The sequence below is a fragment of the Paenibacillus sp. GCM10012306 genome, from assembly GCF_042649265.1.
GTDB lineage: Bacteria > Bacillota > Bacilli > Paenibacillales > Paenibacillaceae > Paenibacillus_AQ.
Map to the genome: position 1 here is coordinate 165,253 of NZ_JBHRYW010000008.1, position 20,801 is coordinate 186,053.

General features: G+C 42.4%; 17 protein-coding genes and 2 pseudogenes. 11 read left to right on the forward strand and 8 right to left on the reverse strand.

From position 1 onward, the window contains the following. Positions 1-81 precede the first annotated feature (81 nt). Positions 82-948 (forward strand): VOC family protein, encoded by an 867-nt coding sequence (locus tag ACFORK_RS18415; RefSeq protein ID WP_379201580.1) that lies wholly within the window; start codon positions 82-84, stop codon positions 946-948. A 70-nt stretch (positions 949-1,018) separates the two neighbouring features. On the opposite strand, the gene ACFORK_RS18420 is transcribed toward ACFORK_RS18415, so the two are convergent. Then, a complete protein-coding gene (locus ACFORK_RS18420; protein ID WP_379201582.1) occupies positions 1,019-1,774 on the reverse strand; it encodes an MBL fold metallo-hydrolase in 756 nt (251 codons plus the stop codon). Positions 1,775-2,088: 314 nt separating this feature from the next. On the opposite strand from ACFORK_RS18420, the gene ACFORK_RS18425 reads away from it, so the two are divergent. After that, positions 2,089-4,110 carry a Na+/H+ antiporter gene (locus ACFORK_RS18425; RefSeq protein ID WP_379201584.1) on the forward strand — a complete coding sequence of 674 codons (2,022 nt, stop codon included), beginning with the start codon at positions 2,089-2,091 and terminating at the stop codon, positions 4,108-4,110. A gap of 82 nt (positions 4,111-4,192) precedes the next feature. Here the strand turns inward: ACFORK_RS18425 and ACFORK_RS18430 are convergent, their stop codons facing one another. After that, positions 4,193-4,624, reverse strand: a complete 432-nt coding sequence (locus tag ACFORK_RS18430; protein WP_175374499.1) for a threonine/serine exporter family protein — start codon at positions 4,622-4,624, stop codon at positions 4,193-4,195. Positions 4,625-4,651: 27 nt separating this feature from the next. Next, on the reverse strand, positions 4,652-5,419 hold the full coding sequence (locus tag ACFORK_RS18435; RefSeq protein WP_379201587.1) for a threonine/serine exporter family protein: 768 nt from the start codon (positions 5,417-5,419) through the stop codon (positions 4,652-4,654). A 238-nt stretch (positions 5,420-5,657) separates the two neighbouring features. Here ACFORK_RS18435 and ACFORK_RS18440 point away from each other — a divergent pair, with 238 nt between their 5' ends. Further along, complete coding sequence (locus ACFORK_RS18440) at positions 5,658-7,013, forward strand: arsenic transporter (protein ID WP_379201589.1); 1,356 nt, start codon at positions 5,658-5,660, stop codon at positions 7,011-7,013. A 135-nt stretch (positions 7,014-7,148) separates the two neighbouring features. On the opposite strand, the gene ACFORK_RS18445 is transcribed toward ACFORK_RS18440, so the two are convergent. After that, positions 7,149-7,823: a hypothetical protein gene (locus ACFORK_RS18445; protein ID WP_379201591.1), complete on the reverse strand. Its 675-nt coding sequence runs from the start codon at positions 7,821-7,823 to the stop codon at positions 7,149-7,151. Positions 7,824-7,990: 167 nt separating this feature from the next. On the opposite strand from ACFORK_RS18445, the gene ACFORK_RS18450 reads away from it, so the two are divergent. After that, positions 7,991-8,302 (forward strand): hypothetical protein, encoded by a 312-nt coding sequence (locus ACFORK_RS18450; protein ID WP_379201593.1) that lies wholly within the window; start codon positions 7,991-7,993, stop codon positions 8,300-8,302. A 111-nt stretch (positions 8,303-8,413) separates the two neighbouring features. Here the strand turns inward: ACFORK_RS18450 and ACFORK_RS18455 are convergent, their stop codons facing one another. Then, on the reverse strand, positions 8,414-9,649 hold the full coding sequence (locus ACFORK_RS18455) for a DNA polymerase IV (protein ID WP_379201889.1): 1,236 nt from the start codon (positions 9,647-9,649) through the stop codon (positions 8,414-8,416). Positions 9,650-9,988: 339 nt separating this feature from the next. Here ACFORK_RS18455 and ACFORK_RS18460 point away from each other — a divergent pair, with 339 nt between their 5' ends. Both ACFORK_RS18460 and ACFORK_RS18465 read left to right on the forward strand, forming a co-directional pair. Continuing rightward, positions 9,989-10,276 (forward strand): VOC family protein, encoded by a 288-nt coding sequence (locus tag ACFORK_RS18460; protein WP_379201595.1) that lies wholly within the window; start codon positions 9,989-9,991, stop codon positions 10,274-10,276. Between the two features lie 475 nt (positions 10,277-10,751). After that, positions 10,752-11,001, forward strand: a pseudogene (locus ACFORK_RS18465) (transposase); the annotation flags it as partial. Between the two features lie 155 nt (positions 11,002-11,156). Here the strand turns inward: ACFORK_RS18465 and ACFORK_RS18470 are convergent. Continuing rightward, a complete protein-coding gene (locus ACFORK_RS18470) occupies positions 11,157-12,926 on the reverse strand; it encodes a UvrD-helicase domain-containing protein (RefSeq protein ID WP_379201597.1) in 1,770 nt (589 codons plus the stop codon). A gap of 1 nt (position 12,927) precedes the next feature. Beyond that, complete coding sequence (locus ACFORK_RS18475; RefSeq protein ID WP_379201599.1) at positions 12,928-14,931, reverse strand: ATP-dependent nuclease; 2,004 nt, start codon at positions 14,929-14,931, stop codon at positions 12,928-12,930. A gap of 137 nt (positions 14,932-15,068) precedes the next feature. Here ACFORK_RS18475 and ACFORK_RS18480 point away from each other — a divergent pair, with 137 nt between their 5' ends. Both ACFORK_RS18480 and ACFORK_RS18485 read left to right on the forward strand, forming a co-directional pair. Then, positions 15,069-15,602, forward strand: coding sequence for a hypothetical protein (locus tag ACFORK_RS18480; RefSeq protein ID WP_379201601.1), 534 nt, complete (start codon positions 15,069-15,071; stop codon positions 15,600-15,602). Positions 15,603-16,050: 448 nt separating this feature from the next. After that, on the forward strand, positions 16,051-16,419 hold the full coding sequence (locus ACFORK_RS18485; RefSeq protein WP_379201603.1) for a hypothetical protein: 369 nt from the start codon (positions 16,051-16,053) through the stop codon (positions 16,417-16,419). Positions 16,420-16,514: 95 nt separating this feature from the next. Here ACFORK_RS18485 and ACFORK_RS18490 read toward each other — a convergent pair. After that, positions 16,515-16,642 (reverse strand): annotated as a pseudogene (locus ACFORK_RS18490) (chloramphenicol phosphotransferase CPT family protein); the annotation flags it as partial. 395 nt (positions 16,643-17,037) lie between these two features. On the opposite strand from ACFORK_RS18490, the gene ACFORK_RS18495 reads away from it, so the two are divergent. The 3 genes from ACFORK_RS18495 (at position 17,038) to ACFORK_RS18505 (ending at position 20,389) form a co-directional block, all read left to right on the forward strand. After that, complete coding sequence (locus ACFORK_RS18495) at positions 17,038-18,291, forward strand: DNA polymerase IV (protein ID WP_379201605.1); 1,254 nt, start codon at positions 17,038-17,040, stop codon at positions 18,289-18,291. Further along, positions 18,288-18,764, forward strand: coding sequence for a YhjD family protein (locus ACFORK_RS18500; protein ID WP_379201607.1), 477 nt, complete (start codon positions 18,288-18,290; stop codon positions 18,762-18,764). Before ACFORK_RS18495 ends, ACFORK_RS18500 begins: the two co-directional genes overlap by 4 nt. Before the next feature lie 389 nt (positions 18,765-19,153). Continuing rightward, on the forward strand, positions 19,154-20,389 hold the full coding sequence (locus ACFORK_RS18505) for a nucleotidyltransferase domain-containing protein (protein WP_379201609.1): 1,236 nt from the start codon (positions 19,154-19,156) through the stop codon (positions 20,387-20,389). Positions 20,390-20,801 lie beyond the last annotated feature (412 nt).

The window sequence follows — 20,801 nt, forward strand, 5'->3', positions numbered from 1 at the left end:
ATGAGAAGTAAGCGAACTGAGAAAACTGGAAACAATACTTATGGAGATAGACTTCGTACCGTACTTTTAGGAGGAATTGATATGACTGCTACCGCAATATTGCCTGGGGATACCGAAATTGGATTAGTACAGATCAGGGTCAGCAACCTGGAGCGTTCCCTGGCATTTTATCAGAATGTTGTCGGATTCAAGGTGCTGCGGCAGACAGCGCACGAAGCTGAACTGACGGCTGACGGGGAGACTGTGCTGGTTATTCTGCGCGAGATTGAGAATGCCAAAGTGCTGCGCCGTAATTCAGCGGCCGGACTGTACCACTTTGCTATTCTGGTGCCAGACCGTCCGAGCCTGGGCCTTGTTCTACGCAACCTGATTGCATCTGAAGTTCATGTGGGACAGGGAGATCATCTGGTCAGCGAGGCGCTGTATATCCAGGACCCGGACAACAACGGAATTGAGCTGTACCGGGATCGCCCCCGGGATACTTGGCAACGTGACCCGCAAGGGAACTATATCATGACCACTGATGCTGTTGATGTGGATGGCCTGCTGGCTGCTTCGGAAGGTCTGACCTGGAGTGGGCTTCCGTCAGGTACAGTAATTGGGCATGTACACTTTCACGTAGGAAATCTGAATGAGGCACGGAAATTCTATATTGATCTGTTGGGATTCGAACAGGTGGCGCACTATGGCGATGCAGCGCTGTTCATATCGGCCGGAGGCTATCACCACCATATCGGACTGAATATTTGGGCCGGAGAAGGTGCGCCAGCAGCGCCGGTAGATGTACCGAACATTGATTATTTCACCCTGTGGCTGCCTAGCGAAGAGGAGCGGGCCGCTGCCTTAGAACGCGTTCGTCAGGCAGGATATGCCGTGGAAGAGCAAGACGGCGTGCCAGCGATCAAGGACCCATGGAATATCGGGATCAAATTTATTGTGAAGCAATAAGAATGAGTAGTTTGAAAAAAAAGAGGCAGGACCGGCTAATTCCGGTTCTGCCTTTTTGCTGATCCTGTGTTTACTGTTGTCCTCCGGACAATTCAGCAATTCTCCGGTTGGCTTCCCCCTGATATATCCCGCCGTGGTAGCAGATCACCGTATCTATGGGATAATCGGCTAGCTTGGATAGGGAAGCCAAGGCTGTCGCCATGTCAGGGGTGGACGAGTTATCTGGTCCATAAAGCTCGCCCTCCCGGACGATCAGTGCATCTCCTGCAATAAGCGTCCGGCTGGCCTGATGGTAGAGGCAAAGATGTCCGGGACTGTGCCCTGGTGTATGAATGACAGTAATTCCACCCGCCAGTGGAAGCTGCTCACCATCTGCAAGAGTGTCGTCCACTTTCCCCTTCGGCGGATTCTTCAGCACGGATAGAAAAGCTTGCCGCCACTCCTCTGGCACATGAGGCGGGAGCATAGCTTCAGCGGCAGCGAGCGCCTCCGGCGTATGCTTGAGCAGCATTTTTTCACCCTCGATATGGGGCTTTTCCAAGGCGTGAGCCAGAACAGTTGGTGCATCTCCGAGGCTGGTCAGAATGGCGGGCAGACTTCCGATATGATCCAGGTCCTGATGGGTGATTAAGATGGTGCCAAGCTTGGACCAGGAAACACCAGCCTTGTCGAAGGCTGCTTGGAATCTCTCCAGCAAACCCGGGTATCCGGTGTCAATCAAAACCGCAGTTTTCTCGTCATGGAGCAGGACAGGGTAGAGTGTATCGCTTCCGCCCATAACCTGTGCCGTGATTTCCAGCATGTCTATTCCGTTGGCGATATGCATGGTATCCCTCCGTTTATGGATAAGAGTGCTGCCGTGTGGCTAATGCATATCATAGCATTTTGAATATTGATTTCAATATGTAAATATTTAATCATATCATAAATAAATATTTTTGTCAATGTAAATTAAAGGAGTACTCATTGCATAAATGGGAAGGATTTTTACACAGCCGAGGGGGAGTGTGAACATTTAAGGGGATTTGATCTTGTAAGGGGGAGGGGCTCCACTTCAAAACGGATCTGCTCCTACCGGCGATTTTGCCAGAAGTCAAGTTTACGCTATAATAATGGGATTACCTGGAGGAGATGATCAACTTGGAGACTTTACTTGCTGTACTGGTGCTGCTTGGGTTAATTGCAGTATCCAATATTGTGAACCGGTTTATACCGTTCGTACCTATTCCCCTGATACAAATTGGCCTCGGGGTACTTGTTGTATTGATCCCGCCGGGGATACATATGGAACTGGAACCTGAATTGTTCTTTGTATTATTCATTGCACCGCTACTGTTCAATGACGGGAGACGCACGCCGCGGGCTGAGCTGTGGAATCTGCGGGCGCCGATATTGATGCTTGCGCTAGGCCTGGTCTTTGCAACCGTCCTGGTAGCGGGCTATGCGATCAACTGGATGATCCCGAGCATTCCGCTGGCAGCGGCTTTTGCGCTGGCAGCCATTCTGTCGCCTACCGATGCGGTGGCGGTCAGTGCTATTGCCGGACGTGTTCACCTGCCGAAGAGCATTCACCGAGTGCTTGAAGGCGAGTCGCTGATGAACGATGCTTCTGGTCTGGTGGCGTTCAAATTTGCGATTGCGGCAGCGGTGACCGGTGTGTTTTCCCTGCGCCAAGCGACATTCAGCTTCATTCTGATTGCGGTTGGCGGGTTGATAGCGGGTGCCGTGCTGGCGTTCCTGCTTATTCGTCTGAGTGTGTTTATTCGTAAACTTGGTATGGAAGATGTAACCGTACATACGTTGCTACAAATTTTGACTCCTTTTATTATTTATCTCGTGAGTGAGGAATTGGGTCTGTCCGGCATCCTTGCGGTTGTTGCGGGCGGTATTATCCATGCGATTGAGAAAGACCGGGCGGTGTCGCCGCAATATAAGCTTCAGCTCGTGTCGGCCAGTACCTGGTCTGTCCTGCTGTTTATTCTGAACGGGATGGTATTCCTTATTCTCGGGGTGTCCATTCCAGATGTCATCAGCGTAGTCTACCGTGACAGCGCTGTGGATAACTGGATGGTCTTTGGTTATGTACTTGCCATTACTGTGCTGCTCATTGTTCTGCGGTTCCTATGGGTGTATGGGTTTACGTTATGGATGCATCGCGGGGAAAAGGCTGAAAAAAGATCTCTCAAAGAGGTGCTGATCACCTCGATTTCCGGAGTGCGCGGGGCGGTTACGCTGGCGGGTGCTTTCTCGATTCCGCTGGTGCTGGGTGATGGCTCGCCATTCCCCGAACGGAACCTGATGATCTTCCTGGCGGCAGGCTGCATTCTGATGTCGCTGCTGATCGCCAGCATCTTTTTGCCGGTTCTGGCGGGTAAAGGAGAAGAAGGCGCTGGTTCGGAAGAAGGATCGGAACAGGCTGCGAAGTCAGTGGTCATTGATGCCGGGATGGCGATGATGCGCAGCATGATGGATGGAGATTCCCGGGATTCGGCTCAGCCTGCTTTGAACGAATTCAGAGAGAAGATTCAGAAAATGAGCCTGCCGGGGCAGGGGGATGATCCTGCAGCGGAACGAATGCGCCAACTGGGCATGGAAGCGCGAATTGTCGGACTGCATGCCGAGCGCAAGGCATTGAATATCCTACTTGAGAAAGAGGAGGTTCCGGTGGCGGTAGCGGAGAAGATGACGGAGATGCTGGATTACACAGAAGCCTTCTTCGCCAAGCATCTGAACTCGCAGATTCGGATGTCCTTGTCTGAGGTAGGGCGGATGTTCTCTGGCATGTTTGCAGGGCAGCGTGGTCTGGAGGAAGGCTGGCAAGCTGCCGCCGCGCAGTATAAGGAAGCTTCCTGCAAGGCTAAGTCGGTCATGTCGCGGGCTGCCATTGCGGCAATCCGGGATCACATGAATGAAGAGAACCGTGAAGCCTCCCAGCATGTTATCGACAGATATGAACTACTGGTGGCAAGGCTCAATGGAGACGGCGGATGGACTCGGGATGGTATGATGGATGCCCGGAAGCTGGAGGTTAAGCTGAAAGCCATTCAGGAGCAGCGTGACAAGGTACAGCAGATGTACCAAGAGGGCGAGATTAACCGGAAGGTTGCAGGCAGGCTGCGTCATTTTGTAGACCATTTGGAAGCTTCGATCTGGGAAGATTAGATTGATGAAACTATAATCTTTATATAGAAATATCAAGAGCCGCCGGGACAACCCGCGCGGCTCTTGGTGTATATTGTCTGCCTTACAGTCCTTGCTTTCTCTTGCGGCGGAACATCTGGCCCAGCACTTCGCTCAGTACAAGACCTGTTGCAATGGCTCCCGAGAGCATCAAAACCTGTGTAGCAATTTGCACAGCATCAATGTAGTCTTTCTCCACGAATTTGCGCATCGCATCATAAGCCATGCCACCGGGCACCATCGTGATCACCCCTCCGACACTAAAGATAATGACAGGCATTTTGAAGGAGCGGGCAAAAATCTGGCTGACCACGCCGACCACCACGGTCGCGAAGAAGGTGGCAATCACCGTATCCCATTGTTTATCCAATAATAAGTACACGAGCCAGCCCACCATACCGGAAGTTCCGCATTGCAGCAGTGCACGCCGTGGCGCATTGAACAGAATGCAGAAGGTGGCGGCTGCAATAAAGCTGGTAATCAGTTGCAAAATCATGAGTCGCTAACCTCTTTCACAGGGTGATTATAGCAGTGACAGCACAAGCCCGATACCTGTCCCGATCGCAAACGCTGTTAAAAAGGCGTCAGCACCCTTGGACAGCCCGGAGACCAGATGGCCGGCCATGAGGTCGCGGACTGCATTCGTAATGAGCAGACCCGGGACTAGCGGCATGACAGAACCGATAATGATCTTGTCCATTTCGCGTCCCACACCATATTTGACCGAAAAGAAGGTGGATAGGCCGATCAGGAAGGCTGAGCCGAATTCTGCGAAGAATTTGACCTGGACGAGCCGGTGCAGGTAAATCACTGCCGCATAACCGAGGCCCGAGACGAACAGTGCGGGGAGTGCATCCCAGAGGCTGCCCTTGAACATTACTGTGAAGCTCGCACCTGTCAATGCTGCGGCGACGATCTGCATCCATATGGGATAGGCATGGGCAGCAGTGTCTACTTCCCCGAGTCTTCTCCGAGCTTCCTCTGCCGTTATTTGCCCTTCGCAGAGGCGGCGCGAGATGTCATTGACTTCCGATACCTTCTGCAAATCGGTGGTCCGTTCAGCAATGCGAAACAGCTTGGATGGTTCCGTCCAACTGGTCGCGAATACGATCACGGTTGGTGTCACATAACTGTGCGCATTCGGAAATCCCAGGGAATCGGCAATGCGCATCATCGTATCCTCGACACGGTAGGTTTCTGCGCCGCTTTGCAGCATGATTTTGCCCGCTAACAGACAAAGGTCGATAATTTCATGGGTGGAACTGTTGCTGATGGTGCCTGTACTTTCCAACTCTCTGTGATCCTCCCCTGGAATGATATATATCCGATTGTCGCCTCATCGCCCGAAAATATCAACCCTAATATAAAATTTTAAAATAACAGTACCTTTTTAGATAATTTAAAAGATACATATTTGTTGAATTGGCTGTATAACCAGTCCCGTCTATCGTGCAATGAATATAAATATATTGATTAGAAAGTGTAGCGCTTGTCTTATATTTTGAAAGGCACAAAGGAGGAGTGTAATCATGACTTTCGACATCGCAATGACTTTCTTTGTATTCACTATGACCATGCTAATTATTTTTTGGAGACCAGGCGGTATAAATGAAGCATGGCCAGCATCAATCGGAGCTGCGATTATATTGCTTACTGGAATCGTATCTGGCAATGAAGTTGTAGACATCATCGATAAGATTGGGGGAGCGTCTGTTACCATTATGGCGACTATTGTCATGGCTGTCATATTGGAAAGCTTTGGTTTTTTTAATTGGGCTGCTGCACGACTAGCGATCATGTCCAAAGGTTCAGGCTATCGCTTGTACTGGTATATTCAGCTCCTATGCTTTTTAATGACTCTTTTATTTAATAATGACGGAAGCATCTTGATTACAACTCCTATTTTAATATTATTACTAAAAAATCTATGGTTAAAACCCCACCAAATGATTCCTTATCTATTAAGTGGTGCTTTGATCGCAACAGCCTCCAGCGCTCCTATCGGAGTAAGTAATATTGTTAATTTAATCGCATTGAAAATTGTTCATATGAGTCTGTACATGCATACAGCAATGATGTTTGTACCTGCAACTATTGGTTTACTTTTTATGTCGTGCCTAATGTTTTTTGTATTGAAAAAAAAGTTACCGAAGGTATTGCCAGCTGCAACATATGATATAGAAGAGAGATTTTTCACTTACAACTTTCATCCATTGAAGAAGAGAATTTCTCTTGAAACCAAGAGAAAGCGGACAATATTCATGCTGAAAGTATTACTGTTTGTTTTTGTACTGCGTTGTCTCCTCTTTGTGGCATCTTACTTTACGATTCCGGTTGAATGGGTCGCGGTGTTTGGTTCAAGTATTTTACTCCTATGGAGATGGTACCATCTGGGCACGAATCCTGTCGATATACTAAAGAAAGTACCGTGGCACATCTTAGTTTTCGCTTTCTCTATGTACGTTATTATATACGGACTTCATAATGCCGGACTAACAACCATGCTTGTGAGAATTTGTACCCCCATTGTAGAACAAGGATTACTGCAGGCGAGCTTTATCATGGGCGGACTAGTTTCGATTCTATCTAATGTTTTTAATAACCATCCTGCTTTAATGATCGGAACCATTACCTTAACCGAAATGGGACTTGACCCTATCACATTAAAAACGATCTATCTTGCTAATATTATAGGAAGTGATATGGGTTCCTTGCTTTTCCCTATTGGAACACTTGCCTCTCTTATTTGGATGCATATCCTTAGACAAAAGAAGATTAAAATTAAATGGAGGGACTATTTACAAGTTTCCTTGATTGTAGTCCCATTAACAACTGTCGTAACTTTGTTTTTGTTATACTATTGGGTCCAACTGATTTTTGTTTAAAGGCTATAGTGAAGAGGGTATGATCACGGGCGCTGTAGCGTTCACTTGATGAAGAGCTTCAACCGTTCTTACAGCAGCATGAACGATTGAAACTGGACTTCTTCTCACCATCTATATATTGGTTGTTTATCGACTTTATTTTCTTGGGTAGTTCACTGTCTGAATATGGTCTAGCGGTGCAAATATACTTTCACCAGTTGGAGTGACAAGTTCAAACGTTGGAGCTTGGACTTTTTTTAATAATCCGGCCTTTTGAAAAGGAGCAGCCAGATCTATTACGATGGAACTCCCCTCCATTTTTTCTAGTTGCTGAATGAAGTTGGGCTCTGTCGATACAGCAGAAAGGTCTGAATTCAGCTTATCTTGTTTCAAGGAGTAAGGAACAAATTGTGGGGGATAGGGAACCAAATATTTAAGATGTTTCATATGAACGAGTATCGTATCAAAAATAGGAGAATAGAAGAGTAAATAATCTGCCAGAACTCTTTGAATATAACCGTGAAGTGCATGGGCTCCGGCAACATGAATTTCTGTAAAACTCCCCTGACTATTCTCCACAAGCGTTTGAAGAGAGATGGTTGTTTCTTGACTGGTAGGTAAGGATACGGGGATATCGTTCTGTTCTACGATAGCTTCTAGATTGTTTATTAAGGATTTAACGTGGGCAATCGGGATGTACAGAAATTTTACTCCACTGCTAATAACTATAACATCAGTTCCCGTATCTACCAATGTCCCTTCTAAAGGCTGGGCAACTCCTGCAACCACTGCGACAACTTGTTTGCCTAGTAGACTATTTAGCAAGTTCATATGACATCTCTCCTTAGTTTTGGGTACAGATAATGTAAATATATGTGCTCTATAGATTAAAGTTATGGTTGTTTTAACTACTTATTTAAATAATAGTTGAATAACTAGTCGCAACTTCAGTGCATCGAATACTATGTATTATCTCAACTGGAAGGGAGTCAAGTAGGATGAAACATGCAGATTTGCATATCGATCAGAAAGCTGGGGTTGGTCAGGGTTACTTTGTAGAAGAAGTTCCTTTTGGAATTGATGCTTTGGTACAGTTGAAGAACGAGGGCCAGAAAGTGCTTCAGCTTGTGATAACTCGCTATAATGCATCTTCCATTACGACTGATGTTGCACCGCATTCCGATTTTGCAATCGAGGTTGGTAATATTCAAACGATAGGGATTTTCGTTCCGGGCAGCGAGAGTGATAAGGAAAAAGGAAAGGGACGACTGATTATCATCCCTAATTTTAAGAATATCAATCTTGTATAACTCTTAGTTTAAAGAGTCCTAACGAAAGTATTGTACAAAAATGTCGCATCCCCTGCTATTTTTTTCAGGGGAGTGCGGTGTTTTTGTGTTTTTGGTAGACGATACACAGGTTCACTTGTAATGTCCGCCGATTTTACCCGCCCGGTCCTTAATCAGTCCGGAATCAGTGAAGGAAGCGGCCCGCCCGATAATCGTATCACCATACTTGTTCTTCAGGTTGTCGGTGGCCCGCTCCAGCTCCCGGTACCGGGGGCGGGACTCAAATAGGGTCAGCTGGTACTGGTTCTCATCGCTAAGCTCAGAGAGGCTGAGGTTCACCCGGCGCACGGGTTGGCCGTCCCAATGTCGCCGGAAGAGAGCGACGGCCGCTTCGTATACAAGACTTGTGGCATTGGTGGGATCACTCATTTTGCTTTGTCTGGAGAAGCCGGTCGGCGCTTCGAAGCTGGCACCTTGGCAGCCAACGGACACGACGGCGCCATTCACTGACAGGCGCCGGCAGCGTCTGCATACCAGCTCCGCCAGCTCCAGGAGCACGGTCTTGATATCTCCTAGCGTGTGATAATCGCGGGGCAGTGTCATCTGATGACCGACACTCTTGGGCGGAACCTCGTAGGTCGCCGGATGCACTGGGCTATCGTCAATCCCACTGGCGATCCGCCAGTACAGCTCTGCGTCAATATCGCAGTTCTTGTGGAACTTCTCGCGCATGCGCCATTTCAGCTCGGCCAGCGGCATTTGGGCGAGATGGCCGATCGTCGTGAGGCCCATGCTGTGAAAATGGGCTGACATGCGGCGGCCCACCATGAACAGGTTGCCGATAGGCTGCGGCCAGAGCAGCTCCGGGAGCTGCTGTCGTGCCAGGGTGAAGAGGCCGCCCTTGATCTTTTTGGCCCACAAATCGCAGGCCATCTTCGCCGTGACCTTGGAGTAGCTGATGCCGATCCGCGCATATACGCCGGTTTCTTTGGAGATTTGGTCCTGAATCGCGGCAGCGATCTGCTCTGGACTGCCGAACAGGGAAGTGCTGCCTGTAATATCTATAAACTGTTCATCGATGGAGTAGGGCTCCACAAGGTCGCTGAAGGTGCGCAGAATGCCGGTAATTTGGGCGGAGACATCAATGTAATGCTGCATGCGGGGCCGGACCACGATGAGTTCAGGGCATTTGGCCAGAGCTTCCTTCAGCGTCTCTGCGGTGCTTACACCCTGCTGCTTGGCCAGGGGGCAGGCAGCGAGAATAATACCGCTGCGTCTGGCCGGATCTCCGGCAACAGCGAGTGGTTTGCCGTTGTATTGGGGGTTGGAGGCCTTTTCCACCGAGGCATAGAAGCTTTGACAGTCTATTTATCAAGACTATTTTTAAAAAAATGGTTGATTATGTTGAACTTTATCATTGTAGATATATGTATGTAGATATTTGATTCTTTTTGAAAGAATTTTACAAAAACAAATGGCAAGTGTCAGCAGAAAATAAAGTATAGTCTGAAAAATAAAGTGTTAGACTCGGAAAATAAAGTTATAGACTAAGAAAATAAAGAATTAGACTGGTAACGCCCCATTACGCTAACGGGCAGTATAGTTGAAACTTGTTAAAGGAATAATTCATTCGCTTCGAGAATTCTACACTATTAGGTAGTAACTTTTGAGTCAGATCCTAAAACTTTTTCAAAGGAGATATGGGTTATGTTTTTTTCTGATGTATGTCTAATTACAGAGGAGGTAACAACTTTATCTAAGTTTTATGAAGTTATTTTACATGCAAAAGCCGAAGGGGATCATATCCATGCAATAATTCAATCGGAAGGTGCTGGATTGACGATACATTCGAAACAAGCTGCAGAATCAGATATGAAATTTGATTTTTCAAGATATTGGGGATCGGGTAATATTACACTGAGTTTTAATGTTGATGATATTGATGTGGGGTATGAGCGACTAAAAGCATTTGATGTTGAATTTGTAACTTGGTAGTCTAAGACTTTATTTTCTCGTCTAAGGCTGCCGCTGTCTTTTTTGTTGGAGCCAGTCTAATACTTATTTTATGGAATCTGTCGGTTTTTAAAATTGAAAAGCCGCTTGGAGCAGCAAATCTAGTCTAATACTTTATTTCGTATTATTAGGTCAACCAGAGATTTCTGGTTGGCCTTTTTTCTTAGGTGTCATATGATGGCGGTAGCCGAGAGAACGTATACTTTATTGGGGACAACCCCGTAGTGAAAACAGTTCTCTCACTGCCCCCAATGACCAGGTTTGAGCTGGTTGAGACTACGATCTCGTATCACAAGCGAAGCTATGGGTTTGGAACCATCGTGGGAGTGACGGCTACTTTAAAATTAGGGAGTGTGTTATGGAGCCAGTTATAGGATTAGATGTGGCTACAGGAAGCAGCGTAATACAGGCTTTTCTACGAAGGAACGAACCGTACGGAATATTGGAAGGTATTACGCACGTGGAGAGCGGCTTTACGGCCTCTAGAAATCGGATAACGAAGCGAGGTTCAAAAAGACTTCGAAGAGCTGTTTATTTAGCCGTACAATGCGGACTACGTGGTGGGGAGAAATAGCAGATTAAAGGATTATTATGATATGAAAAGAAAAGAGGGCAAGCCCTACAAGGTGGTTGTGATTGCTTGCGCCAACAAGCTTCTCCATCACATGTACGCCATCCTTAATAAAGACCAGCCCTACAACGTTTAGTTACCACAATTATCCATAATCCTTCACGCCAATGAAGGATTATTTGTTGTACTCAAAAACCAGTATATCAGCTTTTAAAATATTTTCCACACTGTAGCTTGACAACTATTAGCTGGTTTTCTTCTGACATTTAGACATATTTTAATGAAATTCTGTCAGTGTGCCTCCACTAATTTCCTGGTATAAACTGTATCCCAATGATCTTTTAATTTTTCATTAACACTATCATTCCACTGGTCCATATGTATAGCAAAAACGAACAAGTGTGTAACTCTACTCATAGCAACATAAAGTAAATTCTGATCAATGAACCTATAATCTTCAACGTTTGTAATACCATATCTATGAAATAGGATATTGGTTAATGGACCATCCTCAAAATTTACAACTAATGCAGATCGTAGCGTTTCACCTTTTACTGAATGTATAGTGTATATATCATCATTTACAACATCTACTTTCTCAACTACAGATTCAGAAGAAAGTAATTGTTCTACCACTTTAAACAAATTATTTCTAATCGTTATTTCCTTTTGTTCTTTAGACTGTAATATGTGGTTAATAACTTCAAGGAGCTTCCTCCTATTTTCCTCAAAATCCCCTTTTTTTAATAAATCAACGAATATTCCTTTTAGAATATGCATATCCTTATGATTTTTTAACCACATTTTTAGCTCATGGGTGTTTTTTTCAGTTTGTCCAAGCCTCTTTAATAGGAAATCAATTACTAATTTTTTCAATTCCGAATTAATAAATTTTGCTTTTTTAGATTTATTTTTAGAGTATATTTGCCCTTTTTTTATTAAAGGTGTCCACTTGGTCTGCAACACCAAAACCTTATCCTCATTACTTGAAGACTTAAACTCTTGATTTTGTTCCTCATATGAAGCGATCAATTGTCTGTATGCTCCGTAGATCTCCTCTTCAGATTCATAAAGTAAGATAAGAGGACGCAAGGAAACAGAGTGGTCAGGCACTTGAATATTAGCTTCGGGTAAAATTGTATTTAAGCATTGAGATATTTCTTTACCGAAGCGATTAGACAAATTCATTCGAAACGTATTCTGCTCTATTATCTCTGGCATTGAATCTTGTTCATACATAATTGTCTGATAAGGATCCCCAATTAATTGCAAAATACAACTTTCTGAATTGAATATCTGTTTTAGCAAGGAAGAACCTGAAGATTTTGTATCTTGGAACTCATCCACAAACACATATTTAAATCGTCTTCTTAGTATTTCTTGATAATAGTCAGTGGATAGAAACGCTTCGGCAAAAAGGAAAGTATCATCGTACTCCAAATAGCCTTGCGTTTTCCTAGCTATTTTAGCCTTTAGCATTCGATGCTTATTTTTCGAAAAACTTTTTTCCGTCCAACCACTTGTATTTTGAAGATCAAACTTCTTAGTTTCAATGTTGAAGAATAAATTACTATCCATTACTTTTTCAGCTATTTTTTCTATAGCCCCAGCGTCCATCCAACTCTCTGTTCTTTGCAAATATCTTTTATAAAATTCTTTATTACCAGAATGAGATTGATCAAAGAACAAAGAAGTGTGACCATGATTCATTCTAAAATAAGGGATCACACAAAAATGATTTAAAAATTCATGAATTGTCCCGATAAAATGAGGGTGTTTGATTTCCCCAAGACCCGCTTTGGACAAGGAAGTATTAATTTCATTCACTGCCACATTAGTGTAAGTAATGATGCATAAACTTTCCTTGCTTCCCGTTTTCTCCAAATACTTAAATAGTAAAATTATCTTAGCTACTAAAGAAGTGGTTTTCCCTGCTCCAGGGCCCGCTACGATCGTTTTAGTTTCGAAAAGTGAAATAAATCTTCTTTGGAGATCGTTGAATTTTCCTCCGTTTAATAATAACGACTCTACAAACTCATAATCTTGTTCTTCAAAGTTCACCTCATTCTCCTCCAGTGACATGTTTTATAGCATCTATTAAATGTTCAAGGTTAGGGTCCGAATTAATATTAGTCTTTATGTCATTTTTGTTATCCATTATATATTTAGAAAGTTGCTGTGATACAATAGACTTGGAAATCTTATTGTTATTAGATAAGAATGAATATACTTCGGTAGCTCTTGCTTCGCTAGATAGTTCATTCCAATCATCTAGTTTGCTCTCCTTGTTATCTTCCACAATATAATTGATATCCAGGATAATTTTTTCTATCTGATCACGTAGAAACCCTTTAGCAATAGAATGTTCTAAAGTCCATGGCTTAGAAAGAAATACTTTGGTTTCTTCCACTCCATGCGAATATCTATTATTAATCTCGGTTTCCCTAATTACCTGATACTCCTCAAAAAATGTTATGTGCTTTTGGAGAGGTTCAAGTCGTTCAAGATATTCTCTCATTTGTTTTCTAATTCTTTTTTTCTCTTCTTTCGGAAGTTTTCTAAACTCTGTTTTAGCATACGTTTCGATTACAGTGTTTACTACCGTTTCATTCATTTCAACGAAAATAGTCTTCTCCAAATCAGGCACTATATCTTTTCCCTTAAAAAATTCTGATAATAAATATTCATTCTGCTGTCTGGAAATTTTAAAATAACAAAGAGATTCCTTGTAATATTCCACCGGCTTTAAATCCAAATCCGTGATTATGGAAACGGGAAAGTTCATTTTTTTATTTTCATCTGTTCTTAAGAAAATGGACGAGTATCTTTTAAAGGCAAGGCTTCCCACGTTAACAATGGATACTCCATATTTATGTAAAGGACGATCTATGACCTCCGCCAAAACAGGTAAAAGAAGATTCTCAGCATCACCTTCGACAAATATGACCCCTCTCGCAAAGAAAAGATTAGCTTTCGTCGCATCTAGGAACCTCTCTAAAAATTCATAATCCTTCTCTTCCAACATAGTTTCACCTTTTCGCATTGAAAAAGCTTTATCATTATAAATAAATATAAGGTTCTGAAGATCCATGGAAGCCGCTAGGATAGGACTGTGCGAAGTGAAAATATATTGCATTCCCGTTTCTTGAGCACTATTTTCAAAATGCTTTATTACTCTAAGCTGTGCTTGAGGATGTATATGAGCCTCAATCTCTTCAATTAAAGCGAGTCTTGGTCCCACCTCTGTTTCGCTTAAGAGAAGAAGTTCCACTGCCATAAACAACAAATTGGAACTACCCAATCCCGTACCTATTTCTCCTAAATTCAATTCCAGTTTCCTCAGAATTTCAGCAAACTCCATACGTTTGTTCTTGATTAGTGGTTCTTTGGGATTGTTATCTTCAAAAAAATTGTTAAGAGTGGATTGTATCTTACTCAGGACTGGAAGAGATAACACCTCTTTCAATTCATCAAAAGCATCAGAGAACTTCTGAACGATTTGTTTCTTCCCTTCACTCTCACCAGAGAACGATTTCAAGCTTTTTACAACCTGAGCAATTCTCGAATATTTTCCTGGGCTCAATTCAGTTGAAGCATCTCTTAACGGCTTTAAATATGTTACATTTAGTAGTTGTCTTACAGTATCTTCCATTCCGCTCTCGAAATTCTGTGGCCCTGCTTTCACAGCCCTTTTAATTTTCTTATGCTGGTTCACATCCTCATAAATCTCTGCCTCCATAGTTACACGTAGTTCTGAATCGTTTGGAATTATAGTTAACCAATCATAAAAATATGCTTCTTCTTGCTTTGAGAGTTTTTTGAAGATGCATTCTACTCTTAGTGCATTGCTGTCAGAGTAAAAATCTTGTTCTGTAACCCAGAAGTTATCGTTACTATTAGTGTTTAGGGTCATTTTAATTGCATCAATTATGGATGTTTTTCCTGAATCATTTTCTCCAACTAAGACATTTAACCCCTCATTAAATTCAACTTCCATTCCTGGGCCACCATCTGCAGCTCGTCCAAATTTTCTCCAATTCCACACTTTAACGCTATGTAAGTACATCTAAAATTCTCCTTCGAAGGTTGGTAATTACATTATAACAAAATAAGTAAGAGAGGAAATGACAACCATATAATGCTCTACTTAAGAATATTTTGAGGTATAATTGTTTTAGACTTAACAAAAAAAGAGGGATACTATTGATTTCACAACGTTTTAGTTCGGTAATGTTAAAATCTTTGTTTTTCTTTAGCTTGTTTATTTTTATTTATGGCTGCTCTTTTTGGTATGGTACAGATTTTGTACAATCCATATTTGTTTTTTCTTCAAATCAAACTATCGAATTTTTAGTTTATGGAACCATGATGTCTTCTATCCTTGCTTTTATAATAACTATGATAGTACATATTTTTTGTATTTATTTTTGCAAATCTACGGACTTCACTAGTTGGTTTAGAGCTATTAATTTACTTATTTTATACTTAACAGGGCTAGGTACTGCTATCATTGCAATGAAAAATCTCCTCATTGAAGATGGAGCGGTTACAGGTAATGAAACCATTTTCAGTGAGCAATATAACTTGTTAGGGTTAATTTTTTTCATTGCTATATTTAACTATAATGTATATAATTCACTTTTCCTAGCCAAAGAAATTCCAGGATTCACCCTTTTTCTTGAAAATCTAAAACATCTAGTCCGAAAAATTCACACTAAAATCTTTATAAAAGATTAAATAGCTCTTGTTACCTTATAACACCCACTCAACCTATACTGACAAAAACCTAGCTAAAGAATATAAAAATAAGCCCATGTGAGGGCCCCCTTATAGTAGACATTGGAAAAACCCATATGGGAAATCTGTGATACTTAGGGGGGAGAAAAAGAGAGTAACCAAATAAATTATATACAGAGGAAGTAAGGAAGAAGGCCGTACGTTTGCATGAGGAGGATAAATGGACGTACAGGCAAATTACTGAGAAGTATGGAATACAAGATAAAGATAGATTCGTAAATACGTGTATAAGTTTAGGAAGCAAGGCGAGCCAGATGAAATATGTAGTATTGCAATTCAACATGAAGCCATTCATGAAGGTCAATGGTATGTGGCATTGAAACAAGCAGGAATAGATTTTCCTGAACAATGGCGTTGAGATTGGCACTTATGGTAGGTCATAGAATACATGATAAAATATGAAATAATAAGTTTCAAACTGCCACAAACAAAATCACTTGATGTTGACTTTGTCATACAAGAAATAGAGGGAATAATAAATACATATGGGTTAAACATAACGCAAAAAACAACCCGTTCAACGTTGAAAGGGTCTATACATTACCACCTTAAACAAGGGGAAGATGCAGGTGTTTTAGAGTTGACATACTGGGTATCTAAACACCGATTATGGACAGAGATACACGATAACAGGTTAGCTGACTGGAACAAAGACATGATTGTTCCATTTACACAAGCATTAGCAGATTGCTTTTGTGGCGAATCAATAAATGCAAATAAATGGGAACCTTTTTCCTTGAAACCATTCCATTGTTAGGGATGGTTTTTCTCTATACACTAATGTAAACATTGTGGTCAAAACGCAATTTGTGGCCAATGCTTGAATATGGTGTTATCTGATGGATACACCATCTAGGAAACACAAACATTTCTTATACTTAATTCTTAAATACCGAGTATTCCTTATTGGACTTAATAAAACTTAATATCTTTTCGGCACATTCTATTGGACTCATCTCTTCAGTATTTACTTCGAGGTTTTTTGTTTTCAATATCACGATTGCGTGGAAGTTTATGAGCTACATATTGACCAGCAAAAGCTGCACCAAATGCACCGGATATAGTTAATAAAGGGGTAAGGTCACTCAGGGGGGAATACTCCTAAAACATAGTTTATTTGTAACTCTCTGCGGGATATTATTATATCACATTATTTTTTAGTAGTTACACTTGTCAAAAGAAATTAATACTCTACTTTACAGTAATCCTGCTCGTTAATTTAATGAAACGTCCAGAGTCGGGACTTAAAGAACGAATTCCATAAATTACACTTGAATAGAGAATGTATGTTCGGTATATAATATGTATACAGAATGTGTGTTCGCATTATATAATCGTAATAACTAATTACCATTACTAAAAGCTGGTGATAAGTATGTCTAAAGTTATTTTTTTGGTGGATGGGCAATCATTTTATGCCTCCATCGAAAAAGCAGCTCATCCAGAATATCAAAACAAACCTGTAGCTGTTGGGGATCCTGCACGTAAATCGGGGATTATTTTAGCGGCCTGTCCTATGGCCAAGGCCAAGGGAGTAACAACAGCTCAGCGAGTTGGAGAAGCCTTAGTACTCTGCCCTGATTTGATAGTCATACGCCCCAGAATGCAGCGGTATATCACGATATCCGTATTAATTACAAAGATTTTTGAATCAATAACCGATCAAGTTGAGCCCTACAGCATTGATGAACAATTTCTAGACGTAACAGGTTCTACTGCTCTTTTTGGATCCGAAGATGAAATTGCTCATTTAATACAGTCGCGAGTGAAATTATCTACTGGCGTATGGTCTAGGGTAGGGATTGGCCCTACAAAAATTCTAGCGAAAATGGCAACCGATAATTTTGCGAAAAAAAGAAATGACGGTGTGTTTAAGCTGGGATTCGAGAATATGGAGAGGGATTTATGGCCGTTACCCGTCCACCAAATGTTTATGGTTGGCTCTCGCATGACAATGCATTTTCTCCGGATGGGTCTGCCAACCATAGGTGACGTTGCTCGTTTAGAGTTAGGAGAATTTAAGCAACGAATGCGCAGAGAGTTTCGAAAGCAATCGGATATTCAGTCGGAGTACTACTGGCAGATTGCAAACGGAAAGGACTCCAGTCCCGTAGTCTCCTCCATTCGAGGCGCTCTCAAATCCATAAGTCATGGGAAAGCCTTAAGAAGCAGCTTATATGGGCGTTTGGAGGATATTGAAGTTGTCTTACTTGAATTAGTTGTGGAGGTTTGCCGGCGGGCGCGCAGGCATGGTTATCAAGGCAGGGTTGTGTCTGTAGGCGCTGTAGAAACAGATGGAGAAAGGGCTTCGTCGTTTGGTCGTCAGATGACTTTGCACCAACCCACATCCCTCACGCATGAAGTAGCCCAGGCAGCACAAAAACTTTTTATTGATCACTGGAAAGGGTTGCCGATTAGCCATCTACATATTTCGTTAACGCAACTCTCGGACGACAGTGTTTATCAATTGACCCTGTTTGAAGACAGGAACGCTGCTTATGCGATTGAGCGGGCCACTGACCATATTAAGGATCGATACGGCAGTGATGCCATTATGCGCGCCTCTTCATTGCTGGAAGCCGGTGTGGCGCGAGAACGAGCAGGCCAAATTGGGGGGCATTTCAAATGAGCAAACTTGACGGAAACGAGAGATGGAAATCAAAAATGCTTTTAACCGAACATCAGGAACAATATGAGAACCGGAATAAAAATCTGCAGACCGGGAGAATAACGACGGAAGAACTGACTATGATTCGGGATGCTATTATGTTCCCTTACATGCTGACCATGTGTGACAAGAGTTTACAGGACCTTCGGAACTCAACACATTTGTTTAAGCAACTTTTCGAACAGGTCATTCAAATCATAATGAATTACATCACGAAGGATTTGTCCAAGATCAATCGAGAATTAAGACAACGAAATATAAAAATTTTTAGCGATGAAACCCATGACGGGATTATTTATCATCGTTATGTTTGTCGTGGTTATGAAGATCAGTTTGGTATTGTCAGAGAAGTACTGCGGTCGGAGATCAGTGTCCACTTTACAAAATGCGCAGCTCGTATTCTCTCCCATTTAAAAATAGAGCAGTCTATTTAATTGATCAAATTGCATTTATCCGCTTAGGAGTTGGCACAAATATTACTAAGCGTATTCCAATTATAAAAAAACAGAACAAATGCTCTCAGAAACTATTGAAATGTGGACAAGCAAATGCTTATAATGGATATAGTTAGCACTCAAGGGATATAAGTGCTAATAAAAATGGCGAAAGGAGGAGTAATATGAGAAATTAACTTAATTAGGATCTATCATATCAAAGCCGCTCAAGCCTTCAACCAAATCCCGAAAATAGAAGGTTTGAGTTGTGATCGTGGGGATCACAACTCAAGATATATGTATAGCTCCAAAACTATAATATATAAGATACGTCGTCAGAGATGTATATCCTTCTACTTTTCAAAAAATAATAAAAGAAGGATGATTCTATGAACTCTCATTTACAATTAAACATATCATCGCTACTAGACGAAATTGCATCCCAATTAGACCTATCCCCTTCCAAATACAAACAAGCTGTTGACCGATATACGGCTGTATGCAGTTGGATTGAGGAAGGCCAAACCGATGGCGTCGGCGAGCTCCACTTTTATCCTCAGGGATCCTTCAGATTTGGAACAGTAATCCGACCTATCCGCGGTGGAAAGGATTCGGAATACGATATTGATTTGGTGTGTGAAGCCCAGATCCCTAAATCAGACACTACACCTCAAGCAATTAAACAGGCAATTGGACAACGATTAAAAGAAAATGAAAAGTATCGCAAAATGCTCGATGAAGAAGGAAGACGATGCTGGACTTTACTTTACGCAGAAGATGACGGAGTGGGATTCCATTTAGATGTTCTACCCGCCGTACCTGAAGAGTTCTTAGCAACCAATCTTCCTGTCCATCCAAATTATCAACAAACGGCGATTGCGATTACCCACAAAAATGAGGATCGAACATATAAATGGTGTTCGAGTAATCCTAACGGATATGCTCAGTGGTTCAGTGAAAAAAATAAAACTGCGTTCGAGCAAGTGAAGTCAGTCCAACAACGTAGTATCTTCGAAAAGAATCAGGACATATATGCACGTATTGAAGATGTTCCCGATGCCCTCATAAAGACCCCCTTGCAACGAGCTATTCAAATCCTGAAACGGCATCGTGATGTTCGTTTTATCAACCACAAATTTTCTTTTGATAAGCCCATCTCCATGATTATTACCACACTTGCTGCTCAACTGTACAACGGCGAAGGCAATGTCTATGCTGCACTCTCTAATATTGTAGACCAATTAGATGCACTTGGTGGATTGTTGCAGCCTGGCTATAAACAAAACGCCGCTATTCTAGAACAAGACTTGATACGAAGAAATGATGACGGAACCTGGTCAATCTTAAATCCTGTGAATCCAGAAGAGAACTTTGCAGATCGTTGGCATGAAAATGATCACCGTAAAGCAAAAACCTTCTTTCAGTGGACTCAATGGGTCAAGAAAGATCTCATCCAAATCACAGAAACAAATGATATTGGGAAAGTCGTCAAATCTTTCGAATCAACGCTTGGCCAAATCTCTAATACAGCTGCCAAGTCTTTAGGTTTTGCCACGACACCTGCATCTATTGTTGTTCCAACAGTCCAATTGAATAATCCCACTCGACCATGGGGCTCTTTATAATGGACAGCACTCTTATATGGGAACACTTTTACGAGCTGTCTGATGCTTTTCCGGATCTTATACTTATCCCTGAAGAAAATAAGTACTTTGTTCGAGGAAACATACATTTTCGCGCCCAGTACTCGACTCATGAATCCATAGAAGATGCATTTCTTATCGAAATTGAGATACCCAATTCTTATCCATCCGTTCCTCCCGTTGCAAGAGATCTGGGGGAACGGATTCCCCCATCATTTCACTCGTTCGAAGACAGAAGTTTTTGTCTCGGAGCACCACTTGCAGTGAAGATGACATTTGCAAACAATCCCACTTTATTGGGGTTTGTTCACTCACTCCTAATCCCATATTTATATTCCTATTCTTTTCAAGCAACTCATCAGGGAACGATGCCGTACGGTGAACTTTCGCATGG

Excerpts from the sequence above, each read along its gene's own strand:
- ACFORK_RS18415 (WP_379201580.1), top strand. The coding sequence starts at position 82 with ATGACTGCTACCGCAATATTGCCTGGGGATACCGAAATTGGATTAGTA.
- ACFORK_RS18420 (WP_379201582.1), bottom strand. The coding sequence starts at position 1,774 with ATGCATATCGCCAACGGAATAGACATGCTGGAAATCACGGCACAGGTT.
- ACFORK_RS18430 (WP_175374499.1), bottom strand. The coding sequence starts at position 4,624 with ATGATTTTGCAACTGATTACCAGCTTTATTGCAGCCGCCACCTTCTGC.
- ACFORK_RS18440 (WP_379201589.1), top strand. The coding sequence starts at position 5,658 with ATGACTTTCGACATCGCAATGACTTTCTTTGTATTCACTATGACCATG.
- ACFORK_RS18445 (WP_379201591.1), bottom strand. The coding sequence starts at position 7,823 with ATGAACTTGCTAAATAGTCTACTAGGCAAACAAGTTGTCGCAGTGGTT.
- ACFORK_RS18450 (WP_379201593.1), top strand. The coding sequence starts at position 7,991 with ATGAAACATGCAGATTTGCATATCGATCAGAAAGCTGGGGTTGGTCAG.
- ACFORK_RS18460 (WP_379201595.1), top strand. The coding sequence starts at position 9,989 with ATGTTTTTTTCTGATGTATGTCTAATTACAGAGGAGGTAACAACTTTA.
- ACFORK_RS18475 (WP_379201599.1), bottom strand. The coding sequence starts at position 14,931 with ATGTACTTACATAGCGTTAAAGTGTGGAATTGGAGAAAATTTGGACGA.
- ACFORK_RS18485 (WP_379201603.1), top strand. The coding sequence starts at position 16,051 with ATGATAAAATATGAAATAATAAGTTTCAAACTGCCACAAACAAAATCA.
- ACFORK_RS18495 (WP_379201605.1), top strand. The coding sequence starts at position 17,038 with ATGTCTAAAGTTATTTTTTTGGTGGATGGGCAATCATTTTATGCCTCC.
- ACFORK_RS18500 (WP_379201607.1), top strand. The coding sequence starts at position 18,288 with ATGAGCAAACTTGACGGAAACGAGAGATGGAAATCAAAAATGCTTTTA.
- ACFORK_RS18505 (WP_379201609.1), top strand. The coding sequence starts at position 19,154 with ATGAACTCTCATTTACAATTAAACATATCATCGCTACTAGACGAAATT.